Origin of the sequence: Streptomyces flaveolus, assembly GCF_044765825.1 — a bacterium.
Lineage (GTDB): Bacteria > Actinomycetota > Actinomycetes > Streptomycetales > Streptomycetaceae > Streptomyces > Streptomyces flaveolus.
Window position 1 is genome coordinate 208,358 of the sequence record NZ_JBIWKU010000006.1, and the last position, 19,259, is coordinate 227,616.

Sequence of the window (19,259 nt, forward strand, 5' to 3'; positions counted from 1 at the left end):
CGCCCACTAGCGAAACGAAACGGTTTCGTTCGTGTTGTGGGTCACGGTTGTCAGCTCCCCATAAGTTGCCGGTGCCCAGCCCGCGGCAAAGCATGGGATGGGTGAGTTATCTGCGCCTTCCCCACCTCAGCGGCGACCGGCTGTGCTTCGTGGCCGAGGACGACCTCTGGCTCGCCGACCTCGACGGTCCGGGCCGCGCCTGGCGGCTCACCGTCGACCGCACCAAGGTGGGCCACCCGCGCTTCTCGCCCGACGGCCGCCACATCGCCTGCACCAGCTGGCGCACCCTGGTGCCGGAGGTCCACCTCGTGCCGGTGGACGGCGGACCCGGACGCCGGCTCACCCACTGGGGCGGCTTCGACACCCGCGTCTGCGGCTGGACGCCCCCCGACCCCGACGGCAGCAGCGCCGTCCTCGCCGTCGCCTCCCACGGCGAGCCCTTCTCGCACCTGACCTGGGCCTACAAGATCTCCCTCGACGGCGACCCCGGCCGCAAGCTGCCCTGGGGCCCGGTCACCGACATCCAGGCCGCCGACCTCGACGGCGAGCGCAGGACGCTCCTGCTCACCGGCACCCCGCCGCACGAACCCGCCTCCTGGAAGCGCTACCGGGGCGGCGCCACGGGCCGGCTGTGGCTGCACGGGCAGCGACTGCTCGCGGACCTGGACGGGCACCTCGACTCCCCCATGTTCACCGGCGGCCGGATCGCGTTCCTCTCCGACCACGAGGGCGTCGGCAACCTCTACTCCTGTGCCCACGACGGCTCCGACCTGCGCCGCCACACCGACCACGACGCCTTCTACGCCCGGCACGCCTCGAGCGACGGCACCCGGGTGGTGTACCAGTGCGCCGGCGACCTGTGGATCGTCGACGACCTGTCGTCCGGGTCGGTGCCGCGCCGCCTCGACGTCCGCCTGAGCGGGCCGCGCGCGGGACGGCGCACGTACCAGGTGCCCGCGGCGCAGAACGTGGGCGGCATCTCCGTCGACGAGACGGGCCGCGCGAGTGCCGTCGTCGTGCGCGGCAGCCTCTACTGGCTCACCCACCGCGACGGCCCGGCACGCACCCTCGCCGACACCCCGGGCGTACGGGTCCGGCTCCCCGAGATGGTCGGGGCGAGCGGACGGGTCGCGTACGTGACGGACGCGGACGGCGAGGACGCCGTCGAGATCTCCTACCTGCCGCGGGCGACGGGGGGCCGGGCGCCCCGGCGGCTGGCCTCCGGCAGGCTCGGCCGGGTGCTGGAGCTGGTCTCGGACCCGGCGGGCGAGCGCCTCGCCGTCGCCGCGCACGACGGGCGGCTGCTGCTGCTCGACGTCTCGGAGGAGACGGAGGGTGCCGAGGCCCTGGAGGGGGCCGGCGGTGCCACCGCCGGCGAGGACGACGCCGGGACGCCCACCGGGGCGGACCCGGACGGCGAGGCCGTGGGCACGGAGGCGAATCCCGAGGCCGCGGACACCGGCACCGGCACCGGCACGGACGCGAGCGGAGCGGCCGCGGGGGACGCCGGCGGTGTCGTCACGGAGTTGATCCGGTCGGACAACGGCCCCGTCCGCGACCTCGCCTTCTCCCCGGACGGGGCCTGGCTGACGTGGTCCCACCCCGGGATCGGACGGTCGCTGCGCCAGATCAAGATGGCCCGCATCGACGGAGCGGACGGACCGGTCGTCGTCGACGTGACCAACGGCCGCTTCGAGGACGAGAACCCGGTGTTCACCAGCGACGGCCGCTATCTCGCGTTCCTGTCCTGGCGCGGCTTCGACCCGGTGTACGACGTGCACACCGGGGACCTCTCCTTCCCGCTGGGCTGCCGGCCCTACCTGGTGCCGCTGTCGTCGGCGACCCCCTCCCCCTTCGCACTCAACCCGGAGGGCCGCCCGGCCGCCGGCGGTCTGGACCCGCTGGAGGACGAGCCCGGCGAGGGCGGCCCGGTGACCGTGGAGGCGGAGGGCCTGGAGGCACGGGTGACGCCGTTCCCGGTGACCGCCTCCAAGTACTCGGCGCTGCACCCGGTCGCGGGCGGCGGCCTGGTCTGGCTGCGCTGGCCGATCTCGGGCGCGCTCGGCGAGACCTTCGCCAACCCGGACGACCCGAGCGAGCGCCCCACGCTGGAGCACTTCAGCCTCGCCAAGGCGAAGAAGTCCGAACTGGTCAACCACCTCGACTGGTACCGGATCAGCGGCGACGGCACCCGGCTGGTCGTGCTCGACGAGGGCGACCTGCGCGCCGTACCGGCGACCGAGGCGGGCGACGGCGACTCGACCACCTGGATCGACCTGCGCCGCATCCTGCACGAGGTCGACCCGCCCGCCGAGTGGCGCCAGGCGTACGACGAGGCCGGCCGCCTGATCCGCGCCTACTTCTGGGACCCCGGCATGTGCGGCATCGACTGGGACGCGGTGCTGGCGCAGTACCGCCCGCTGGTCGAACGGGTCGCCTCCCCGGACGAGTTCGCCGACCTGCTGCGCGAGGTCCTCGGCGAACTGGGCACCTCGCACGCCTACGTCGCCGCCGCCCGCCGCAACGAGGGCCCGGCGCACTACCAGCGCTGGCAGGGCCTGCTCGGCGCCAACTTCGTGTGCCGGGACGGCCGCTGGATCGTCAAGCGGATCCTGCCCGGCGACTCCTCCGACTCCAAGGCCCGCTCCCCGCTGGCCGGCACGGGCATCCGCGAGGGCGCCGCCCTCACCCATGTGGGCGGCCGCCCGGTCGACCCGGTGGCCGGGCCGTCCCCGCTGCTCGCCGGCGCGGGCGGGACGACCGTGGAGCTCACCTTCGCACCGGCCGGGGACGGTCCGGGACCCGCCCGCCGCGTCGCCGTCGTCCCGCTGATCGACGAACGCCCGCTGCGCTACCAGGACTGGGTGACCAAACGCCGTGAGGTGGTACGGCGGTTGAGCGGCGGACGCTGCGGCTATCTGCACATCCCCGACATGGGCGGCTCCGGCTGGGCGCAGTTCAACCGCGACCTGCGCATGGAGGTGTCCCGGCCCGCGCTGATCGTGGACGTGCGCGGCAACGCGGGCGGGCACATCAGCGAACTGGTCATCGAGAAGCTGACGCGCACGATCCTGGGCTGGGACCTGACGCGCGACGCCCAGCCGGTGTCGTACACGTCCAACGCCCCGCGCGGGCCGGTGGTGGCGCTCGCGGACGAGGCGACGTCCTCCGACGGCGACATGATCACGGCCGCCATCAAGCTGCTGCGGCTCGGCCCGGTGGTCGGGCAGCGCACCTGGGGCGGCGTGGTCGGCATGACCGGCCGGCACCGGCTGGGCGACGGCACGGTGATCACCGTGCCGATGAACGCGGCCTGGTTCGACGCGTACGGCTGGTCCGTGGAGAACTACGGCGTCGCCCCCGACGTGGAGGCGCTGCGCACCCCGCTGGACTGGGCGGAGGGCCGCTACCCGGTGCTGGACGAAGCGGTGCGGCTCGCGCTGGAGCTGCTGGAGGCCAACCCGCCGACCACGCCGCCCGGATACGACGCCGTACCGGACCGGTCCCGGCCGCCGCTGCCGCCGCGGCGGTGACGCGGAGGGCACGGGCGAAGGGCCCGCGCGAAGGGCCCGCCCACCGTCCGTGCCGCGCGGGCACGCGCGAAGGCGCCCTCCGTGCGGCGGAGGGCGCCTCCTGGGATCAGCCGCTACGCGTCAGGCGTCGTAGCTCTCCTCGAAACGCTCGTCCCCGTCCCGGCGGCGCGAGGACGGGTCCATCTTGTCCTCGTGACGGCGGTCGCGGTTGTGCATCTGGTCCTTGGCCTGGTCGGCGCGCTGCTTGCCCTGCTCGGCACGCTGCTTGCCCTGCTCGGCACGCTGCTTGCCCTGCTGCTGCATGCGCTCGGCCTTGTCCTGGAACTGGTCCTTGATACCCATGTGGGTTCACTCCTGTGGTGTTTCGGGCCGGCCGGATCGGCCGGGCCCGATCAGATTCACACGGGCGGTGACCCTGCGCATGTCGATCAGTGACGGACCGTAGCCGAGGTCGTCCGGTGCTGTTCGTCGGCCGCTCCGCCCGCCCCGACCAGCCCCGTGCGCATGCCGTTCAGCCGGTCCGCGAAGCGCCGCATCTCGCGCTGCCCGACGGTGCCGATGACGCCCGGCAGATACCCGCGCACGCCCTGCATGCCGCGCAGCCACCACTGCCCGTAGACGTGGGCGGCGCGCCGCTCGATGCCCTCCACGAGCCGGTCCACCGCCGGACCCAGCGGATACGTCTTGTTCGACGGCCACGGCAGCCGCTGCCGCAGCTCCCGCATGACGTCGTCCTGGTCGGCGCCGCGCACCATGTCGGTGTCGGTCCAGGACAGATAGCCGACGCCGACCTTCACGCCCCGGTGGGCGACCTCGGCGCGCAGGCTGTGCGCGTACGCCTCCACACCGGACTTGGAGGCGCAGTACGCGGTCATCATCGGCGCGGGCGTGATGGCGGCCAGGGACGCGATCTGCAGCAGATAGCCGCGGCTCTCCATCAGCACCGGCAGGAAGGCGCGGGCCGTCACCGCCGAGCCGATCAGGTTGACCTCGATGACCCGCCGCCAGGACTCCGGGTCGGAGTCGACGAACGGACCGCCGGTGGCGACACCGGCGTTGGCGACGACGATATCGACCTTGCCGAACCGCTCCTTGACCTCGCCGGCGACCCGGGCCATCACCTCGTGGTCGGTGACGTCGGCGTGCCAGACCTCGCTCTCGGTGTGCAGCCGCGCCGCGACCTGCTTGAGCCCGTCCGGCTCCAGCCCGACCAGGGCCACCTTCACCCCGCGCGCGGAGAGCTTGCGGGCCAGCAACTCCCCGACGCCCCGCGCCGCTCCGGTGACGACGGCGACGCGTCCTTCCAGGCTCACCCTGCTCATGCGCTCTCCTCGGCGTGTACGGCGTCCGGCTTCGCGGACGCGGCGGTTATGTGGGCGGCGGCGAGCGCGCGTATCTTCCCGGTGACCAGCTCCGGCGCCTCCACCGGCGTCATGTGGCCGAGCCCCGGGAGTTCCGTCAGGCCCACGCAGTCGGGCAGCGCCGCCGCCAGCGCGCGGGCGTGCACGGGCGGGGTCAACCGGTCCGCGGTCCCGACGACCACCTCGACCGGCATGCTCAACTCCCGCACGCCGTGGTCGAGGTCGAGCAGGTCGAGCACCTGCGACCAGGCGTGACGCGCTCCGCGCGGGCAGGCGTGCACGATACGGGCGCACGCCTCGACCATGTGCGCGGCCGAACCCGGGCCCATCGTCCCGTACTTGAGGATCCGCAGCGCCAGGGGCGTGACCGGCCCGAGCGGCGCCCGGGAGCCGAGGATCCGCCGGGTCAGCCAGGTGCGCACCCGGCCCTCCCGCAGCGGCAGCACGGTCGCGGACGCCACCAGCCGCGAACTGCCCGTGCTGCACAGCAGAACGGCCGCGGCGTGCTCGCGCACCGCCGGCCGCGCGGCGGCGGCCAGGACCGTCATCCCGCCCATGGAGTGCCCGGCGATCACGGCCCGCTCGCCCGGCGCCAGCGTGGCCGACAGGACGGCCTCGAGGTCGTCGGCGAGGGCGTCGGTGCCGCACACCGGGTTCACCGGGCTGCGGCCGTGACCGCGCTGGTCGTAGGCGATGACCCGGTGGTCGGCGGACAGGGCGCGGATCTGCGCCGCCCAGAAGGCGGTGGAGCAGCACCAGCCGTGGGAGAGGACGACCGCGGGCGCGTCCTCGGGGCCGTGCACCTCTACGTGCAGCCGGGCCCCGTCGGCGGAGGTGACGGCCAGCTCGCGGGCGGGCACGGGCGGGGCGTAGGGACCGGAGGCGACATGCGCGAGGCGGCTCACGCGCCCACCTCCGCGCTCCGGGAGGCGGGGGCCGTCCGGGCGGCCGGGGCGCGCACCACCTCGTACTCGGCGAGGTCCACGCGTCGCGTCGCACGCCGGAACTCGGCGGTCGTGCCGGGCCAGATGGTGGTGTTGCGGCCGCTCGGGTCCAGGTACCAGCTGGTGCAGCCACCGGTGTTCCACACGGTGCGCTTCATCCGCTCCTGCACCCGGTGGTTCCAGCCCCGCACGGCGGTGGCGCGGGCGTCGAGGGCGACCCGGCCGCCGAGGACGTCCAGCTGCCGCAGGTAGTCGGCCATGTAGTTCAGCTGGGACTCGATCATCAGGATCATGGACGAGTTCCCGAGGCCCGTGTTGGGCCCGATGATCGTCATCCAGTTGGGGAAGCCGGCCGCCGTGGCGCCGCGCAGGGCCTCCATGCCGCCCTTCCAGGTCTCGGCGAGGGTCCGCCCGTCCGCGCCCGCGACCCGCTCGGCGATGGGCATGTCGGTGACGTGGAAACCGGTGCCGAAGATGATCACGTCGACCTCGGCCTCGCTGCCGTCCGCGCCGACGAGGGTGCTGCCGCGGACCTCGCTGAGACCGCTCGCGACCACGTCCACGTTCGGCCGGGCGAGCGCCGGGTAGTACGCGTTCGACAGCAGGATCCGCTTGCAGCCGATGCGGTAGTCGGGGGTGAGCTTGGCGCGCAGGGCCGGGTCCTTGATGGCGGCGGCCATGTTGCGCTTGGCGATCTTCTCGACGAAGCCCAGCTCGTCGGGATGCTTGGTGAAGGCCTGCACCTGGAGCTCCCGGATGCCCCACAGCAGGCCGCGGCGCAGCTTGGTGGTGACGGGCAGCGCCCGGTGCAGGGCGCGCTCGGCGCCGCTGATCGGCCGGTCCATGCGGGGCATCACCCACGCCGGGGTGCGCTGGAAGAGGGTGAGGCGGCCGACCTGCGGCTGGATCGACGGCACGATCTGGATGGCGGAGGCGCCGGTGCCGATCATGGCGACCCGCTTGCCGGTGAGGTCGTAGTCGTGGTCCCAGCGGGCCGAGTGGAAGACCTTGCCGGGGAAGGTGTCGAGGCCGGGGACGTCCGGGACCTTGGGGTCGGACAGCGGGCCGGTGGCGGAGACGACGACGTCGGCGGTGAGGGTCCCGCGCGCCGTCTCGATCTCCCACCGCAGCTGCTCGGCGTCCCACGCCATCCGCTTGACCTCCGAGCCGAAGCGGAGGTGCGGACGCAGCCCGAAGGTGTCGGCCACGTGCTCCAGGTACGCCCGGATGTGCCGCTGCCCCGAGAAGGTGCGCGGCCACTCGGGATTGGGCGCGAAGGAGAACGAGTACAGGTGGGACGGCACGTCACAGGCGCACCCCGGGTAGCTGTTGTCCCGCCAGGTGCCGCCGACGCTGTCGGACCTCTCCAGGACGACGAAGTCGGTGATCCCCTCACGGCGCAGCCGCACGGCGGCCCCCAGCCCGCCGAAGCCGGACCCGATCACCGCCACCCGCACGTGTTCTTGAACCTGCTCGTGCTCGGCCATCCCGAAGCCTCCACGCATCGCCTAGAACTCTGCCAGTGAACACTGGCGCAATGGGGAGAGTAGAACAGCTCCGTACTGATGGGTAGGGGGCGCGACAAGGAAAGTTACCGGCGGTACGACATAGGCTTCCGGCGTGGCAGAAGACGCTGGAGACGCTGGACGACCCGATGGCCCGCGCGAGTACCGCATGGAGGAACTGGCCCGGCTGGCCGGCATCACGGTGCGCACCCTGCGCTTCTACCGCGAACGCAAACTCATCCCGCCGCCCCGCCGCGAAGGCCGCATCGCCTGGTACGACGACCACCACCTGGCCCGCCTGCGCACCATCGCCGCCCTCCTGGAGCGCGGCCACACCCTCAGCGGCATCGCCGAACTCGCCGACGCCTTCGACCACGGCCGCGACGTCGGCGACCTGCTCGGCATCGGCGAGCCCACCGAGGAGACCCCGGTCCGCCTCACCCCCGAGGAACTCGCCGCCCGCTTCGAGGGCGAGGTCACCCCGGAGAACCTCGCCGCCGCGATGGAGCTGGGCTACCTCGGCACCGACGGCGACGAACTCGTCCACATCAGCCACCGCCTGCTGGACGTCTCCTCCGCCCTGGTCCGCGAGGGCATACCCCTCGCCGAGGTCCTGGACGCCGGCAAACGCGTCCGCGACCACGCCGACGCCCTCGCCGAACTCTTCGCCGACCTGATCCTCCGCCACGCCCCCGAACAGGACCTCCACCGCCTGCGCCCGCTGGCCCGCAGCGTGGTGGAGGCGGAACTCTCCCTGGCCCTGGACCGACGGCTGCGCCAGGGGCCGGACGAGGGTCAGCGCTCGTAGACGACGGTCACCGGCGCGTGGTCCGACCAGCGCTCGGCATGCGTGGCGGCCCGCTCGACGTACCCCTTCACGGCACGGGCGGCCAGCCCCGGCGTCGCCACGTGGTAGTCGATGCGCCAGCCTGAATCGTTGTCGAAAGCCCGCCCCCGGTACGACCACCACGAGTACGGTCCCTCCACGTCGGGGTGCAGGGCGCGCACCACGTCGACGTAGCCGCCGTCCGCCGGGTCGAGGACGCGGCCCAGCCACTCGCGCTCCTCCGGCAGGAAGCCGGAGTTCTTGGTGTTGCCGCGCCAGTTCTTCAGGTCCGCCTGCCGGTGGGCGATGTTCCAGTCGCCGCAGACCAGGACCTCGCGCCCCTCGGCGGCGGCGCGCTCACGCAGCTCCTTGAGGTGGGCGAGGAACTCTCCCATGAAGCGGACCTTCTCCTCCTGGCGCTCGGTGCCGACCTCGCCGGAGGGCAGATAGAGGGAGGCGATCGTCACACCCGGCAGGTCGGCCTCGACGTACCGGCCGCCGGTGTCGAACTCCGACGAGCCGAAGCCGACCTGCACACGGTCGGGCTCACGGCGGGTGTAGAGGGAGACGCCGGCGCGGCCCTTGGCGGCGGCGGGGGCGTGCGTCACGTGCCAGCCCTCGGGCGTGCGGACGTGCTCGGGCAGTTGCCGGGGCTCGGCCCGTACCTCCTGGAGGCACAGCACGTCGGCGGAGGTGCCCGCGAGCCATTCCACGAAGCCCTTCTTCGCGGCGGCGCGCAGACCGTTCACATTCACGGAGGTCACGGTGAGCATCAGCGCACGATACCGGCACACTGGACGACGTCCCTCTCCCGAGTGCGCATCAATATACGGTAGGAAGCATGAACATACGCCGGGTCCCCTTCGACCACCCCGACGCCGTGAAGCTGAACGACGAGGTCCAGGCCGAGTACGACCTGCGCTACGGCGACGGCGGCGACGCCACCCGGCTCGACGCCTCGGACTTCGCGCCGCCGAACGGCCTCTACCTGGTCGCGTACGACGAGAACGACGTCCCGGTCGCCTCCGGCGGCTGGCGCAGCCAGGACGCCAACGGCGAGGGCAACCGCGACGGGGACGCCGAGCTCAAGCGGATGTTCGTGATCGAGCAGGTGCGCGGCCGCGGGCTGGCCCGCCGCATCCTGGCCGCCCTGGAGGAGGACGCCCGCGCGGCCGGCCGGTCCCGCATGGTCCTGGAGACCGGCACCAAGCAGCCGGAGGCCGTCGCCCTGTACCTCTCCAGCGGCTACGAGCCCTGCGAGAAGTTCGGCTACTACCGCTTCCACGAGGAGAGCCTCTGCTACGCGAAGGCCCTCCAGGCCCCGTAGGGCCCTACTCGGGCAGGTATGCCTGGCCCTACCCCAAGTCTCGCCCCTGCCGCACCGACCCGGAGGGTCCCCTCGCGGTTTCGTGGACCCCACGAAACCGGACGAGTGGGGGCAGCGGGAGACATGGGCATCACGACTACCGGGACCAGCGCGGTCGAACTGCGTTCCGTCAGCAGGCAGTACGGGGCGGGCGGCGGCCGGGTGGCCGCTCTCGACGGGGTGTCGCTCGCCTTCCCGGCCGGCACCTTCACCGCCGTGATGGGCCCGTCCGGCTCGGGCAAGTCGACGCTGCTGCAGTGCGCGGCGGGTCTGGACCGGCCCACGTCGGGTTCGGTGCGGCTCGGGGAGACGGAGCTGACCGCGCTGAGCGAGCGGCGGCTGACGCTGCTGCGCCGGGAGCGGATCGGGTTCGTGTTCCAGGCGTTCAACCTGCTGCCGTCCCTGACGGCCGAGCAGAACGTCGCGCTGCCGCTGCGCCTGGCCGGGCGGCGCCCGCGCAGGGCCGAGGTGCGGGAGGTGCTGCGGCGGGTCGGGCTCGGTGAGCGCGCCCGGCACCGCCCGTCCGAGCTGTCGGGCGGCCAGCAGCAGCGCGTCGCGCTGGCCCGGGCGCTGATCACCCGGCCCGAGGTGCTCTTCGGCGACGAGCCGACCGGCGCCCTCGACTCGCGCACGGGCCGTGAGGTGCTGGCCCTGCTGCGGGGCATGGTCGACGACGACGGCCGCACGGTCGTCATGGTGACCCACGACCCGCTGGCCGCGTCGTACGCGGACCGGGTCGTGTTCCTGGTCGACGGGCGGGTGCACGGCGAGCTCGCGGGTGCCGCGGCCGGGCAGATCGCGGCGCGGATGGCCACGCTGGAGGCCGCGGACCAGGAGGCCGTGCCGTGCTGACCGTCGCCCTGCGCACTCTGCGCGTCCGCTGGACCGCCTTCGCCGGCAGCTTCGTCGCCCTGGCGCTGGGTGTCGCCCTGCTCTCCGTGATGGGCCTGGCCCTGGCCTCCTCGCTGAACGCCCCCGAGCGCCCCCCGGAGCGGTTCGCGGCGGCGCCCGTGGTGGTGCGGGGGCAGGACACGCTGCGCGTGCCGACCGCGAACGGTGTGCGGACGCAGCCGCTGGCGCACCCCCGCCCGGTGCCGGCCCGTACGGTGGCGGCGCTGCGCGCGCTGGGCCCGGTCACCGAGGACCGTGCCTTCCCCGTGCGGGTCGAGGGCGGGCCCGGCGCTCTGGTGGGCCATCCGTGGTCGACGGCGGCCTTCGCCCCGTACGAGCTGAGCGCGGGACGCGCGCCGGGGGCCGCCGACGAAGTGGTGGTCACGGGCGGCCGGTCGGCCGTGGGCGAGCGGCTGCGCACGTCCTGCGGCACCGTGCGCGTCGTCGGCACGGTGGAGGATCTCGGTTTCGAGCGGGCCGTCTTCTTCGCGGACGCCCGCGCGGCGCGGCTGTCGCCGACGAGTACGCAGCTGGTGGTCGACGCGGACCCGGCGCAGGTGCGGCGGGTGGCGGGGGACGGCGCCCAGGTGCTGACCGGTGCGGCGCGGCGGCTGGCGGACGCCGATCCGGACCGGGACCGGGAGGCGGTGACGGCGTTGAACGCCCTGTTCGGGACGGCGGGTGGGGTGGCCGGCTTCGTGTCGGTGTTCGTGGTGGCGTCGACGTTCTCCTTCACGGTGGCGCAGCGGCGCCGGGAGTTCGGGCTGCTGCGTACGGCGGGTGCGACGCCGGGCCAGGTGCGCCGGCTGGTGGCCGTCGAGGCGCTGCTGGTCGGTGTCCTCGCCTCGGCGGCGGGCTGCGCGCTGGGCGCGTACGCGGCACCGCGGCTTGCGGCGTGGGTGGTCGGGCAGGGGCTGGCGCCCGGCTGGTTCGCGATCGGCGACCAGGTGTGGCCGTATCACCTGGCCTTCTGGACGGGGCTGCTGGTGGCCCTGTGCGGGGTGGTGGCGGCATCCTGGCGGGCGGGGCGGACCGGGCCGGCGCAGGCGCTGCGCGAGGCGTCCGTGGACACCGGGACGCTGACCCGGGGTCGTCTGGTGTGCGGTACGGCCCTGCTGCTGACGGCTGCGGTGACGCTGGTCCTGGCGCTGCTGACCGACCCGGGCGATCTGCTGCACCGCAAGACGTACATCAGCCGGCCGATGCTGCTGATCTCGGCGGTGGCGCTGCTGGCTCCTCTGCCGGTGCGCCCGCTGACCCGGCTGCTGGCCTGGGGGCCGTCCCGGCTGCCGGGTGCGGGCGGGATGCTGGTGCGGGAGAACGCCGCCGCGTCCGTCCGGCGCACGGCGTCCGTCGCGGCGCCGGTGCTGGTGACGGTGGCGCTGACCGGGTCGCTGCTCGGGGCGACGGCGACGCTGGAGGGGGCGCGGGCGGCCGAGGTCCGGGAGCGGACGGTGGCGGATCTGGTGGTGACGGCGGACGGTGGTCTGGGCCGGGACGCGGTGCGGCGGCTGCGCGCGGTGCCCGGCACGGCGGCCGTCTCGGCGACCGCGCCGACCGCCGTGTACGTCGTGGAGGAGGGCGTGGCCCTGATCCGCTCCGCGGCCCGGGCGGCCGACCCGGCGGCACTGGCGGCGACCGCGCGGATCCCGTTGGCGGGCGGCCGGATCAGCGACCTCGACGACGACTCGATCGTCGTCAACGAGGAGTGGGAGCGGCACACCGTGGGGCAGCGCGTCACGGTCCGGCTCGGCGACGGCACCCGGCGCTCGCTGCGGATCGCGGCGGTGATGCCGGTCGGCACCGGCGACAACGGGGCGTACGTCACCCCGGCGAACGCGCGGGGCGCGGCCGTCGACCGGGTGGAGGTGAGGGTGGCGCGGGGCGCGGACCGGGAGGCCGTGGCGGCGGGGCTGCGGGAGGCGGTGCGGTCCTCGGGCGGACGGGTGCTGTCCCGGCAGGCGTGGCTGCGTGCGACGGCGCCGGGGACGGACGGGACGGCCCGTGCGGGTTTCCTGCTGGTGCTGGGGATCGCGCTGCTGTACGCGGGGATCTCGCTGGCGGCCACCCTGGTCATGGCGACCTCCGACCGGCTGCGGGACCTGGGCGTCCTGCGGCTGGCGGGGGCGACCCGGGGGCAGGTGCTGCGGCTGGTGGCGGCGGAGGCGCTGACGGTGGTGGCGGTCGGCACCGTGCTGGGCGTGCTGGTGGCGGCGTTGAACCTGTGCGGGATGCGGGGCGCCCTGGCCCTGTTGTCGGCCCCGGCCGCCCCGTCGGCGCTGCCCTGGACGGCGCTGGGGGCGGTGGCGGGGGCGTGCGGGGTGGTCGCCGTGCTCGCGGCGACGGTCCCGGCGGCTGCGGCGCTGCGGCGCGGGGCGGGTGAGGGGCTGTCAGTCCGCGCGGCGGGCTGAGGCCCCGGGGCGGTCGGCCCGGCTCCCGGGAACACGATGAAGCCCCTGTCAGTAATCCCTGACAGGGGCTTCATGCTGCGTGGACCTGAGGGGATTTGAACCCCTGGCCCCCTCGATGCGAACGAGGTGCGCTACCGGACTGCGCCACAGGCCCTTGCAACGAGTGAAACTTTAGCACCCCGATCGGCCTGCTCAAAAATTCCTTCCCCGAGGCCGGGCGCGGGGCGCTACTCGTTGGCCGCGCGGGGGCGGTCGCCGTCCTCGTACTGGTCGAACAGCGGTGTCCGGCCCCGCTCCCGGGAGCGGCGGGCGGACGCGGCGCGGCGGACGCCGCTGCGGCCGGGGGCCTCGGCCCGGTCCTCGGCGCCGTCGGCCGGGTGGTCCGGTGCGGGCCGGGCCGCCGCGTCCCGCTGGTCCGTGCGGTCGGGGGCGACGGCGCTGGAGCGGGCCGAGCTCCACGCGTCGGGCGCCGCGAGGTCCACGTCGGGTGTGGCGCGGGGGGCGACCGGCGCGGTGACGTAGGTGGGCAGGGGGACCGGCACGGGGTCCCAGCTGTCGCCCTGGCCGGGCCGCCGCTGCCGTTCGCGCTGCTGGTCGACCCACTCGGCGTGGTCGGTCTGCTCCACCAGCGCCCGGCGGTCCGCGGCGAGCGCGGAGAGCCCGGCGTCGGGTTCGGTCTCGGGTGCCTCGTCCGGCTCCTCGGCGTCGGGGTCGCCGGTGATGTCGGCACAGGCTCGCCGGCGCGGCTGGCGCTCGCGCAGCCGCTGGGCGGCGACCTCGGCCTGACGGCGGTCCATGTGGAAGGCGAACCGGCGGCGTTCCTGGGACCGCAGGTAGGCGATGTAGGCGCTGAGCAGCACCGCGGGCACGCCGGGCGCCCACAGGAACGCCAGTCCGCCGACCGCGGCGACGACCGAGCCGAGCGTGAAGGCCAGGAAGAGCATCACGGTGGTTCGCCGTCGGCGTGCGAGCACCTTCAGGCGCCGGGCGCGGGCCGCCGCCGGTGAGCCCGGGGCGGGCCGGGCGGCGGGCACCCGCTTGCGGGCCGGTGCGGCACCGGAGTCGGGGGCCTGCGCGGGTCTGTCGCGGTCGGGGCGTCCGTCCGTCTCGGCGCGGGCCGGTGCGGGCCGCTCTTCGGTGTGCTGCGGGGCCGGCTGGGTGTGACGGCGGGTCTTGGACACGGCGAAGGCCCGGACGTCCACCGAGTCGGTGACGGCGTCCGGGGCGTCGGCGTCGGGCTCCGCGTCGTCGGCGGAGCGCGACCGCAGGTCCTTGGCGTACCGGCGCTCCATGCCCGCCCGTCCGGACAGCAGCCGGATGGCGGTGCTGAAGCGTTCCGTCGGACGGGCTTCGTTCAGCTCGTCCTGCCTACGGAGCCACATCGGCACCAAGTAGGCGGCCCAGGCCCCGACGATGACTGCGTAGATGAGGCCGCTGCTGCTCACGTCTCACACGGTAGAGGGGTTTGCGTGGGGCCATCCGCCAATTGGGCCGGTGTGTCGCACGATCAGGCTGATATTTCGAACTTTTTTTGCGACCGATGCGACCAGCTGACTGTCAGGGTCGCGAATTACCCGCTCCCGTGTGGTCACGGCCCGATCAATTTCGAACGTTTATTCAATTCCGGTGCTCGGCCGGGCCGGATTCCCCGGGCTGTTCCGCGTGCTCCGCTCCCGTGACCGGTGCCAGCGTCGCAGCAGGCCCTCCGGTACCTCTTCCGCGGTGAGCGCGAACACCAGATGATCGCGCCATCCGCCGTCGATGTGGAGATAACGCGGCCTGAGGCCCTCCTCGCGGAATCCGAGTTTTTCCACGACCCGGCGGCTGGGCCCGTTCTCCGGGCGAATACAGACCTCGACACGGTGCAGGCCGACGGTGCGGAAACAGTGGTCCACGGCCATCGCGACGGCCGTGGGTATCACCCCGCGCCCGGCCACCGCCTCGTCCACCCAGTAACCGACGTGGCCGGAGCACATCGAGCCCCAGGTGATCCCGGCCACCGTCAGCTGTCCGACCAGCCGCCCCTGGTACTCGATGACGAAGGGCAGCATCCGGCCCGCGTTCGCCTCGGCCCGCAGGTGACGGACCATCTGCCGGTACGTCGGCCGTTGCGCGAGCGGCCCGCCGGGCGAGGGCGGCGGAATGGTCGCCTCCCACGGGCGCAGCCAGTCGCGGTTGCGCCGGTTGACCTCGCGCCACGCCCGCTGGTCGCGCAGCTTTATGGGCCTGAGGACGATGTCGCCGTCCACCAGCTCGACGGGCCAGGATGGGCTGTTCAGCTCGCACCCCCACTGCCGGCGGTTCTGGGGTGGTCACCGCCGCGGAGCTGGTCCACGGCGTGCTTCAGCAGGGGCTCCAGGACCGCGAGGCCGTCCTTCACGCCGCCGGTGGAACCCGGCAGGTTGACGATCAGCGTCCCGCCCGCCACCCCGGCCAGGCCGCGGGAGAGCGCCGCGGTGGGCACCTTGTCGCGGCCGTACGCCCGGACGGCCTCGGCGATGCCGGGGACCTCGTGGTCGAGCACCGCCCGGGTCGCCTCGGGGGTGCGGTCGGTGGGCGAGATGCCGGTGCCGCCGGTGGTGACGATCACGTCGTAGCCCGCGTCGACGCCCGCGCGCAGGGCTGCCTCGACGGGGTCGCCGTCGGGAACGACCTGCGGGCCGTCGACGGCGAAGCCGAAGCGCCGCAGGCCCTCGGCGATCAAGGGGCCGCCCTTGTCCTCGTAGACACCGGCGGCGGCCCGGTTGGAGGCGGTGACCACCAGGGCGCTGTACGGCGCGAGCAGGGCGTCGCCCGCCGACGCGTGAGGTGTCATGTCCGGCTCCAGTCGCCCGACTTGCCGCCCGTCTTCTCCTCCACGCGCACGTCCGTGATGACCGCTCCCTTGTCGACCGCCTTGACCATGTCGATCACGGTGAGCGCGGCGACGGAGACCGCGGTGAGCGCCTCCATCTCGACACCCGTGCGATCCGTCGTCCGCACCGTGGCGGTGATCTCCACGGCGTCGTCCGCGACCGACAGGTCCAGTTTCACACCGGAGAGCGCCAGGGGGTGGCACAGCGGGATCAGTTCGGGGGTGCGCTTGGCGCCCATGATGCCCGCGATCCGGGCGGTGGCCAGGGCGTCGCCCTTGGGGACCCCCTCGCCGCGCAGCAGCTCGATCACGCGGGGCGCGACCAGGACGCGTCCGGTGGCGCGTGCGGTGCGCGCTGTCACGTCCTTGGCGGACACGTCGACCATCCGGGCGGCGCCCGCCTCGTCGATGTGCGTCAGCCGGCCTTGCGTGTCCTGGCCGTCCTGGGTGGGTCGGTCCTGCGTGCTCATGCTGTGTGGCGCTCCCGGTCCGGGCCCGGCGCGGTGCGGCGCGTGGGCCTGCTGTGCGCGACACGGTACCGCCAACCGGGCGGGGTCAGCGGAGCAGGACCACCTCGACCTCGGTGCCGGGCTCGACCGATTCGACGTCCTCGGGGACGACGATCAGCGCGTCGGCGTGCGCGAGGGCCGCCACGAGGTGGGACCCGGCGCCGCCGACCGGGGTGACCGATCCGTCGGCGCAGGTGCCGCGCAGGAACTGCCGGCGGCCCTTGGGCGAGCTCAGCGCCTTGTCGGCGGTGAGGGTCGCGGTGGTGGTCGGGCGGTGCACGTCGGCGAGGCCCATGAGGGTGCGGATGGCGGGGCGGACGAACAGCTCGAAGGAGACGTACGACGACACCGGGTTGCCCGGCAGGGCGAGCAGCGGGGTGTGGTCGGGGCCGATGGAGCCGAAGCCCTGCGGCTTGCCGGGCTGCATGGCGAGCTTGCGGAACTCCACGCCGCTGCCCGGCTCGTCCTCGTCGGCGACGTGCGCCAGCGCCTCCTTGACGACGTCGTACGCCCCGACGCTGACCCCGCCGGTGGTGACCATCAGGTCGGCGCGGACGAGCTGGTCCTCGATGGTGTCCCGCAGCGTCTCGGCGTCGTCGGCGACCGCGCCCACGCGGTAGGCGATGGCGCCGGCGTCGCGGGCGGCGGCGGTGAGGGCAAAGCTGTTGGAGTCGTAGATCTGACCGTGGGCCAGTTCCTCGTCGGGCTGGACGAGTTCGCTGCCGGTGGACAGCACCACCACGCGCGGGCGGGGGTGCACCCGGACCCTGCCGCGCCCGATCGCGGCGAGCAGGGCGATCTGCGGCGGCCCGAGGACCGTGCCGGCCTCCAGGGCACGGTCACCGGACTTCACGTCGCTGCCCGCCGCACGCACGTGCGCGCGCGCCTCGGCCGGCCGGTACACGTGGACCTGGCCCTCGGCGCCCTCGGGGGCGAGGCTGCGGGCCCGCATTCCGGCGACCGGGCCCTCGCCGAGGCCGCCGTCCGTCCACTCGACGGGGACGACGGTCTCGGCGCCGGGCGGCAGCGGGGCGCCGGTCATGATGCGGGCGGCCTGGCCGGGGCCCACGGACGTCGGGTCGGCCTGTCCGGCCGCCACATCGCCGACGACCTCCAGGACGGCGGGGAACTCCTCGCTCGCGCCGGCCACGTCGGCGACCCGCACCGCGTACCCGTCCATGGAGCTGTTGTCGAACGGCGGCAGCGAGACCGGCACCATGATGTCGTCGACCAGGACGCACCCCTGGGCGTCGAGCAGGTTCAGCTCGATGGGTTCCAGGGGGCGGACGGTGGCGAGGATGTCGTCCAAGTGGTCCTGCACCGACCACAGCCGGTCCGGACCGAAGTCCGCTCCTGCGTGGTCGTGGCCGGTGTCACGGGGCGCGGCGCTGCTCAACGTCGTTACATCTCCTCGGCTACGTAACTGCGGAGCCAGGTCCGGAAGTCGGGGCCCAGGTCCTCACGTTCGCACGCGAGCCTGACGATGGCCCGCAGATAGTCGCCGCGGTCGCCGGTGTCGTAGCGGCGGCCCTTGAAGACGACGCCGTGCACCGGGCCGCCGGCCTTCCCCGCGGCGGTGGCCGCCGTCGTGTGCGTCTCGGCGAGCTGCTGGAGGGCGTCGGTGAGCTGGATCTCGCCGCCGCGGCCGGGCTCGGTCTTGCGCAGTATGTCGAAGATGTGCGGGTCGAGGACGTAGCGTCCGATGATGGCGTAGTTGGAGGGGGCGTCGGCCGGGTCGGGCTTCTCGACCAGTCCGCTCACCTTGACGACGTCGCCGTCCTCGGTGGCCTCGACGGCGGCGCAGCCGTAGAGGTGGATCTGCTCGGGCTCGACCTCCATGAGGGCGATGACGCTGCCGCCGTACTGCTCCTGCACGTCGATCATGCGCTGCAGCAGCGGGTCGCGCGGGTCGATCAGGTCGTCGCCGAGCAGGACCGCGAAGGGCTCGTCACCGACGTGCGGGGCGGCGCACAGCACGGCGTGGCCGAGGCCCTTGGGGTCGCCCTGGCGGACGTAGTGGATCATCGCGAGGTCGCTGGACTCCTGGACCTTGGCCAGCCGGCTCGCGTCGCCCTTCTTCTGGAGGGCGGACTCCAGCTCGTAGTTGCGGTCGAAGTGGTCCTCGAGGGGACGCTTGTTGCGGCCCGTGACCATGAGGACGTCGCCGAGACCCGCGGAGACGGCCTCTTCGACCACGTACTGGATCGCCGGCTTGTCGACGACCGGCAGCATCTCCTTGGGAGTGGCTTTGGTGGCCGGCAGGAACCGGGTACCAAGTCCGGCTGCGGGGATGACAGCCTTGCTGATCCTGGGGTGGGACTGAGTCATGCCCGCCACCATATCCGGTGACTTTGGGAGAATCCGCAACTCCGGATCACCCGCGCTCATATGAGCATACGAGAACGGTACAGGAGCCACTTTTGACGCTCAGCGGACATGCCGACGAGTCCGGCAAGCGAGCCCTGCGGCGGGAGTTCCTCATGGTGAGGGACGGTCTGACGGCGGACGAGGTGCGCGAGGCGGCGGACGCGCTGGCCGGACGGGCGCTCGCGCTGCCCGAGGTCGAGGGGGCGGGCGTCGTGGCGGCGTACGTCTCCGTGGGCGCCGAGCCGGGCACCCTCGCGCTGCTGGACGCGCTGCGGGCGCGGGGCGTGCGCGTGCTGTTGCCGGCGCTGCTGCCCGACAACGACCTCGACTGGGGTGTCTACGCCGGGGAGGACTCCCTCACGCGCGTGCGGCACGGCGGGCGGATGGCCCTGTACGAACCGGGCGGCGAGCGTCTCGGCCCGGACGCGGTGACCGCCGCCGACGTCGTGCTGCTGCCGGGCCTGGCGGTCGACGAGCGCGGCATGCGGCTGGGGCGCGGCGGCGGGTCGTACGACCGGGTCCTCGCCCGGCTGGAGCGGGCGGGCGCGCGGCCCGCGCTGCTGGTCCTGCTGTACGACCGGGAGGTCGTCGCGCACGTCCCCGAGGAGCCCCACGACCGGCCGGTGGACGCGGTGGTGACGCCGTCGGGGGTGCGCAGGTTCCGCTGACGCGCCCGGCGCCCCTGCCCCTCT

At 73.9% G+C, this 19,259-nt stretch carries 17 protein-coding genes and 1 tRNA gene; 6 read left to right on the forward strand and 12 right to left on the reverse strand.

Annotation, left to right across the window (positions count from 1 at the left end):
- Positions 1 to 92 precede the first annotated feature (92 nt).
- Complete coding sequence (locus ACIRG6_RS20010) at positions 93 to 3,533, forward strand: S41 family peptidase (protein ID WP_403323827.1); 3,441 nt, start codon at positions 93 to 95, stop codon at positions 3,531 to 3,533.
- Positions 3,534 to 3,653: 120 nt separating this feature from the next.
- Here ACIRG6_RS20010 and ACIRG6_RS20015 read toward each other — a convergent pair whose 3' ends face one another.
- From ACIRG6_RS20015 to ACIRG6_RS20030, 4 genes are all read right to left on the reverse strand, one after another.
- Complete coding sequence (locus ACIRG6_RS20015) at positions 3,654 to 3,875, reverse strand: hypothetical protein (RefSeq protein ID WP_364673668.1); 222 nt, start codon at positions 3,873 to 3,875, stop codon at positions 3,654 to 3,656.
- Positions 3,876 to 3,961: 86 nt separating this feature from the next.
- A complete protein-coding gene (locus ACIRG6_RS20020; protein ID WP_350717333.1) occupies positions 3,962 to 4,855 on the reverse strand; it encodes an SDR family oxidoreductase in 894 nt (297 codons plus the stop codon).
- On the reverse strand, positions 4,852 to 5,799 hold the full coding sequence (locus ACIRG6_RS20025) for an alpha/beta fold hydrolase (protein WP_364818288.1): 948 nt from the start codon (positions 5,797 to 5,799) through the stop codon (positions 4,852 to 4,854). The genes ACIRG6_RS20020 and ACIRG6_RS20025 overlap by 4 nt, the downstream gene beginning before the upstream one ends.
- Entirely contained in the window at positions 5,796 to 7,325 is a 1,530-nt protein-coding gene (locus ACIRG6_RS20030; protein ID WP_403323829.1) for a flavin-containing monooxygenase, read from the reverse strand. The genes ACIRG6_RS20025 and ACIRG6_RS20030 overlap by 4 nt, the downstream gene beginning before the upstream one ends.
- Before the next feature lie 187 nt (positions 7,326 to 7,512).
- Here ACIRG6_RS20030 and ACIRG6_RS20035 point away from each other — a divergent pair, with 187 nt between their 5' ends.
- Positions 7,513 to 8,151: a MerR family transcriptional regulator gene (locus ACIRG6_RS20035; protein ID WP_364818533.1), complete on the forward strand. Its 639-nt coding sequence runs from the start codon at positions 7,513 to 7,515 to the stop codon at positions 8,149 to 8,151.
- On the opposite strand, the gene ACIRG6_RS20040 is transcribed toward ACIRG6_RS20035, so the two are convergent.
- Positions 8,139 to 8,942 carry an exodeoxyribonuclease III gene (locus tag ACIRG6_RS20040; protein WP_364673676.1) on the reverse strand — a complete coding sequence of 268 codons (804 nt, stop codon included), beginning with the start codon at positions 8,940 to 8,942 and terminating at the stop codon, positions 8,139 to 8,141. The genes ACIRG6_RS20035 and ACIRG6_RS20040 overlap by 13 nt on opposite strands.
- A gap of 68 nt (positions 8,943 to 9,010) precedes the next feature.
- Between ACIRG6_RS20040 and ACIRG6_RS20045 the strand changes: the two genes are divergently transcribed.
- The 3 genes from ACIRG6_RS20045 (at position 9,011) to ACIRG6_RS20055 (ending at position 12,837) form a co-directional block, all read left to right on the forward strand.
- On the forward strand, positions 9,011 to 9,496 hold the full coding sequence (locus tag ACIRG6_RS20045) for a GNAT family N-acetyltransferase (protein WP_318213232.1): 486 nt from the start codon (positions 9,011 to 9,013) through the stop codon (positions 9,494 to 9,496).
- Positions 9,497 to 9,619: 123 nt separating this feature from the next.
- A complete protein-coding gene (locus ACIRG6_RS20050; protein ID WP_365021551.1) occupies positions 9,620 to 10,387 on the forward strand; it encodes an ABC transporter ATP-binding protein in 768 nt (255 codons plus the stop codon).
- A complete protein-coding gene (locus ACIRG6_RS20055; RefSeq protein ID WP_403323832.1) occupies positions 10,381 to 12,837 on the forward strand; it encodes an FtsX-like permease family protein in 2,457 nt (818 codons plus the stop codon). Before ACIRG6_RS20050 ends, ACIRG6_RS20055 begins: the two co-directional genes overlap by 7 nt.
- Positions 12,838 to 12,917: 80 nt before the next feature.
- Here ACIRG6_RS20055 and ACIRG6_RS20060 read toward each other — a convergent pair.
- From ACIRG6_RS20060 to galU, 7 genes are all read right to left on the reverse strand, one after another.
- Positions 12,918 to 12,991: transfer RNA gene (locus ACIRG6_RS20060), tRNA-Ala, on the reverse strand.
- Between the two features lie 73 nt (positions 12,992 to 13,064).
- Complete coding sequence (gene sepX / locus ACIRG6_RS20065) at positions 13,065 to 14,282, reverse strand: divisome protein SepX/GlpR (protein WP_364673686.1); 1,218 nt, start codon at positions 14,280 to 14,282, stop codon at positions 13,065 to 13,067.
- A gap of 168 nt (positions 14,283 to 14,450) precedes the next feature.
- Positions 14,451 to 15,089 (reverse strand): GNAT family N-acetyltransferase, encoded by a 639-nt coding sequence (locus ACIRG6_RS20070; protein ID WP_403324089.1) that lies wholly within the window; start codon positions 15,087 to 15,089, stop codon positions 14,451 to 14,453.
- Between the two features lie 23 nt (positions 15,090 to 15,112).
- The gene (locus ACIRG6_RS20075; RefSeq protein ID WP_364818276.1) at positions 15,113 to 15,652 is read right to left on the reverse strand and encodes a MogA/MoaB family molybdenum cofactor biosynthesis protein; all 540 of its coding nucleotides are present in this window, start codon (positions 15,650 to 15,652) and stop codon (positions 15,113 to 15,115) included.
- Entirely contained in the window at positions 15,649 to 16,161 is a 513-nt protein-coding gene (moaC, locus tag ACIRG6_RS20080; protein ID WP_318213237.1) for a cyclic pyranopterin monophosphate synthase MoaC, read from the reverse strand. The genes ACIRG6_RS20075 and moaC overlap by 4 nt, the downstream gene beginning before the upstream one ends.
- An 85-nt stretch (positions 16,162 to 16,246) precedes the next feature.
- Positions 16,247 to 17,596 (reverse strand): molybdotransferase-like divisome protein Glp, encoded by a 1,350-nt coding sequence (gene glp / locus ACIRG6_RS20085; RefSeq protein ID WP_403323833.1) that lies wholly within the window; start codon positions 17,594 to 17,596, stop codon positions 16,247 to 16,249.
- Between the two features lie 5 nt (positions 17,597 to 17,601).
- On the reverse strand, positions 17,602 to 18,528 hold the full coding sequence (gene galU, locus ACIRG6_RS20090; protein ID WP_318213238.1) for a UTP--glucose-1-phosphate uridylyltransferase GalU: 927 nt from the start codon (positions 18,526 to 18,528) through the stop codon (positions 17,602 to 17,604).
- A 152-nt stretch (positions 18,529 to 18,680) separates the two neighbouring features.
- Here galU and ACIRG6_RS20095 point away from each other — a divergent pair, with 152 nt between their 5' ends.
- Entirely contained in the window at positions 18,681 to 19,235 is a 555-nt protein-coding gene (locus ACIRG6_RS20095) for a 5-formyltetrahydrofolate cyclo-ligase (RefSeq protein WP_350717571.1), read from the forward strand.
- Positions 19,236 to 19,259: the final 24 nt, after the last annotated feature.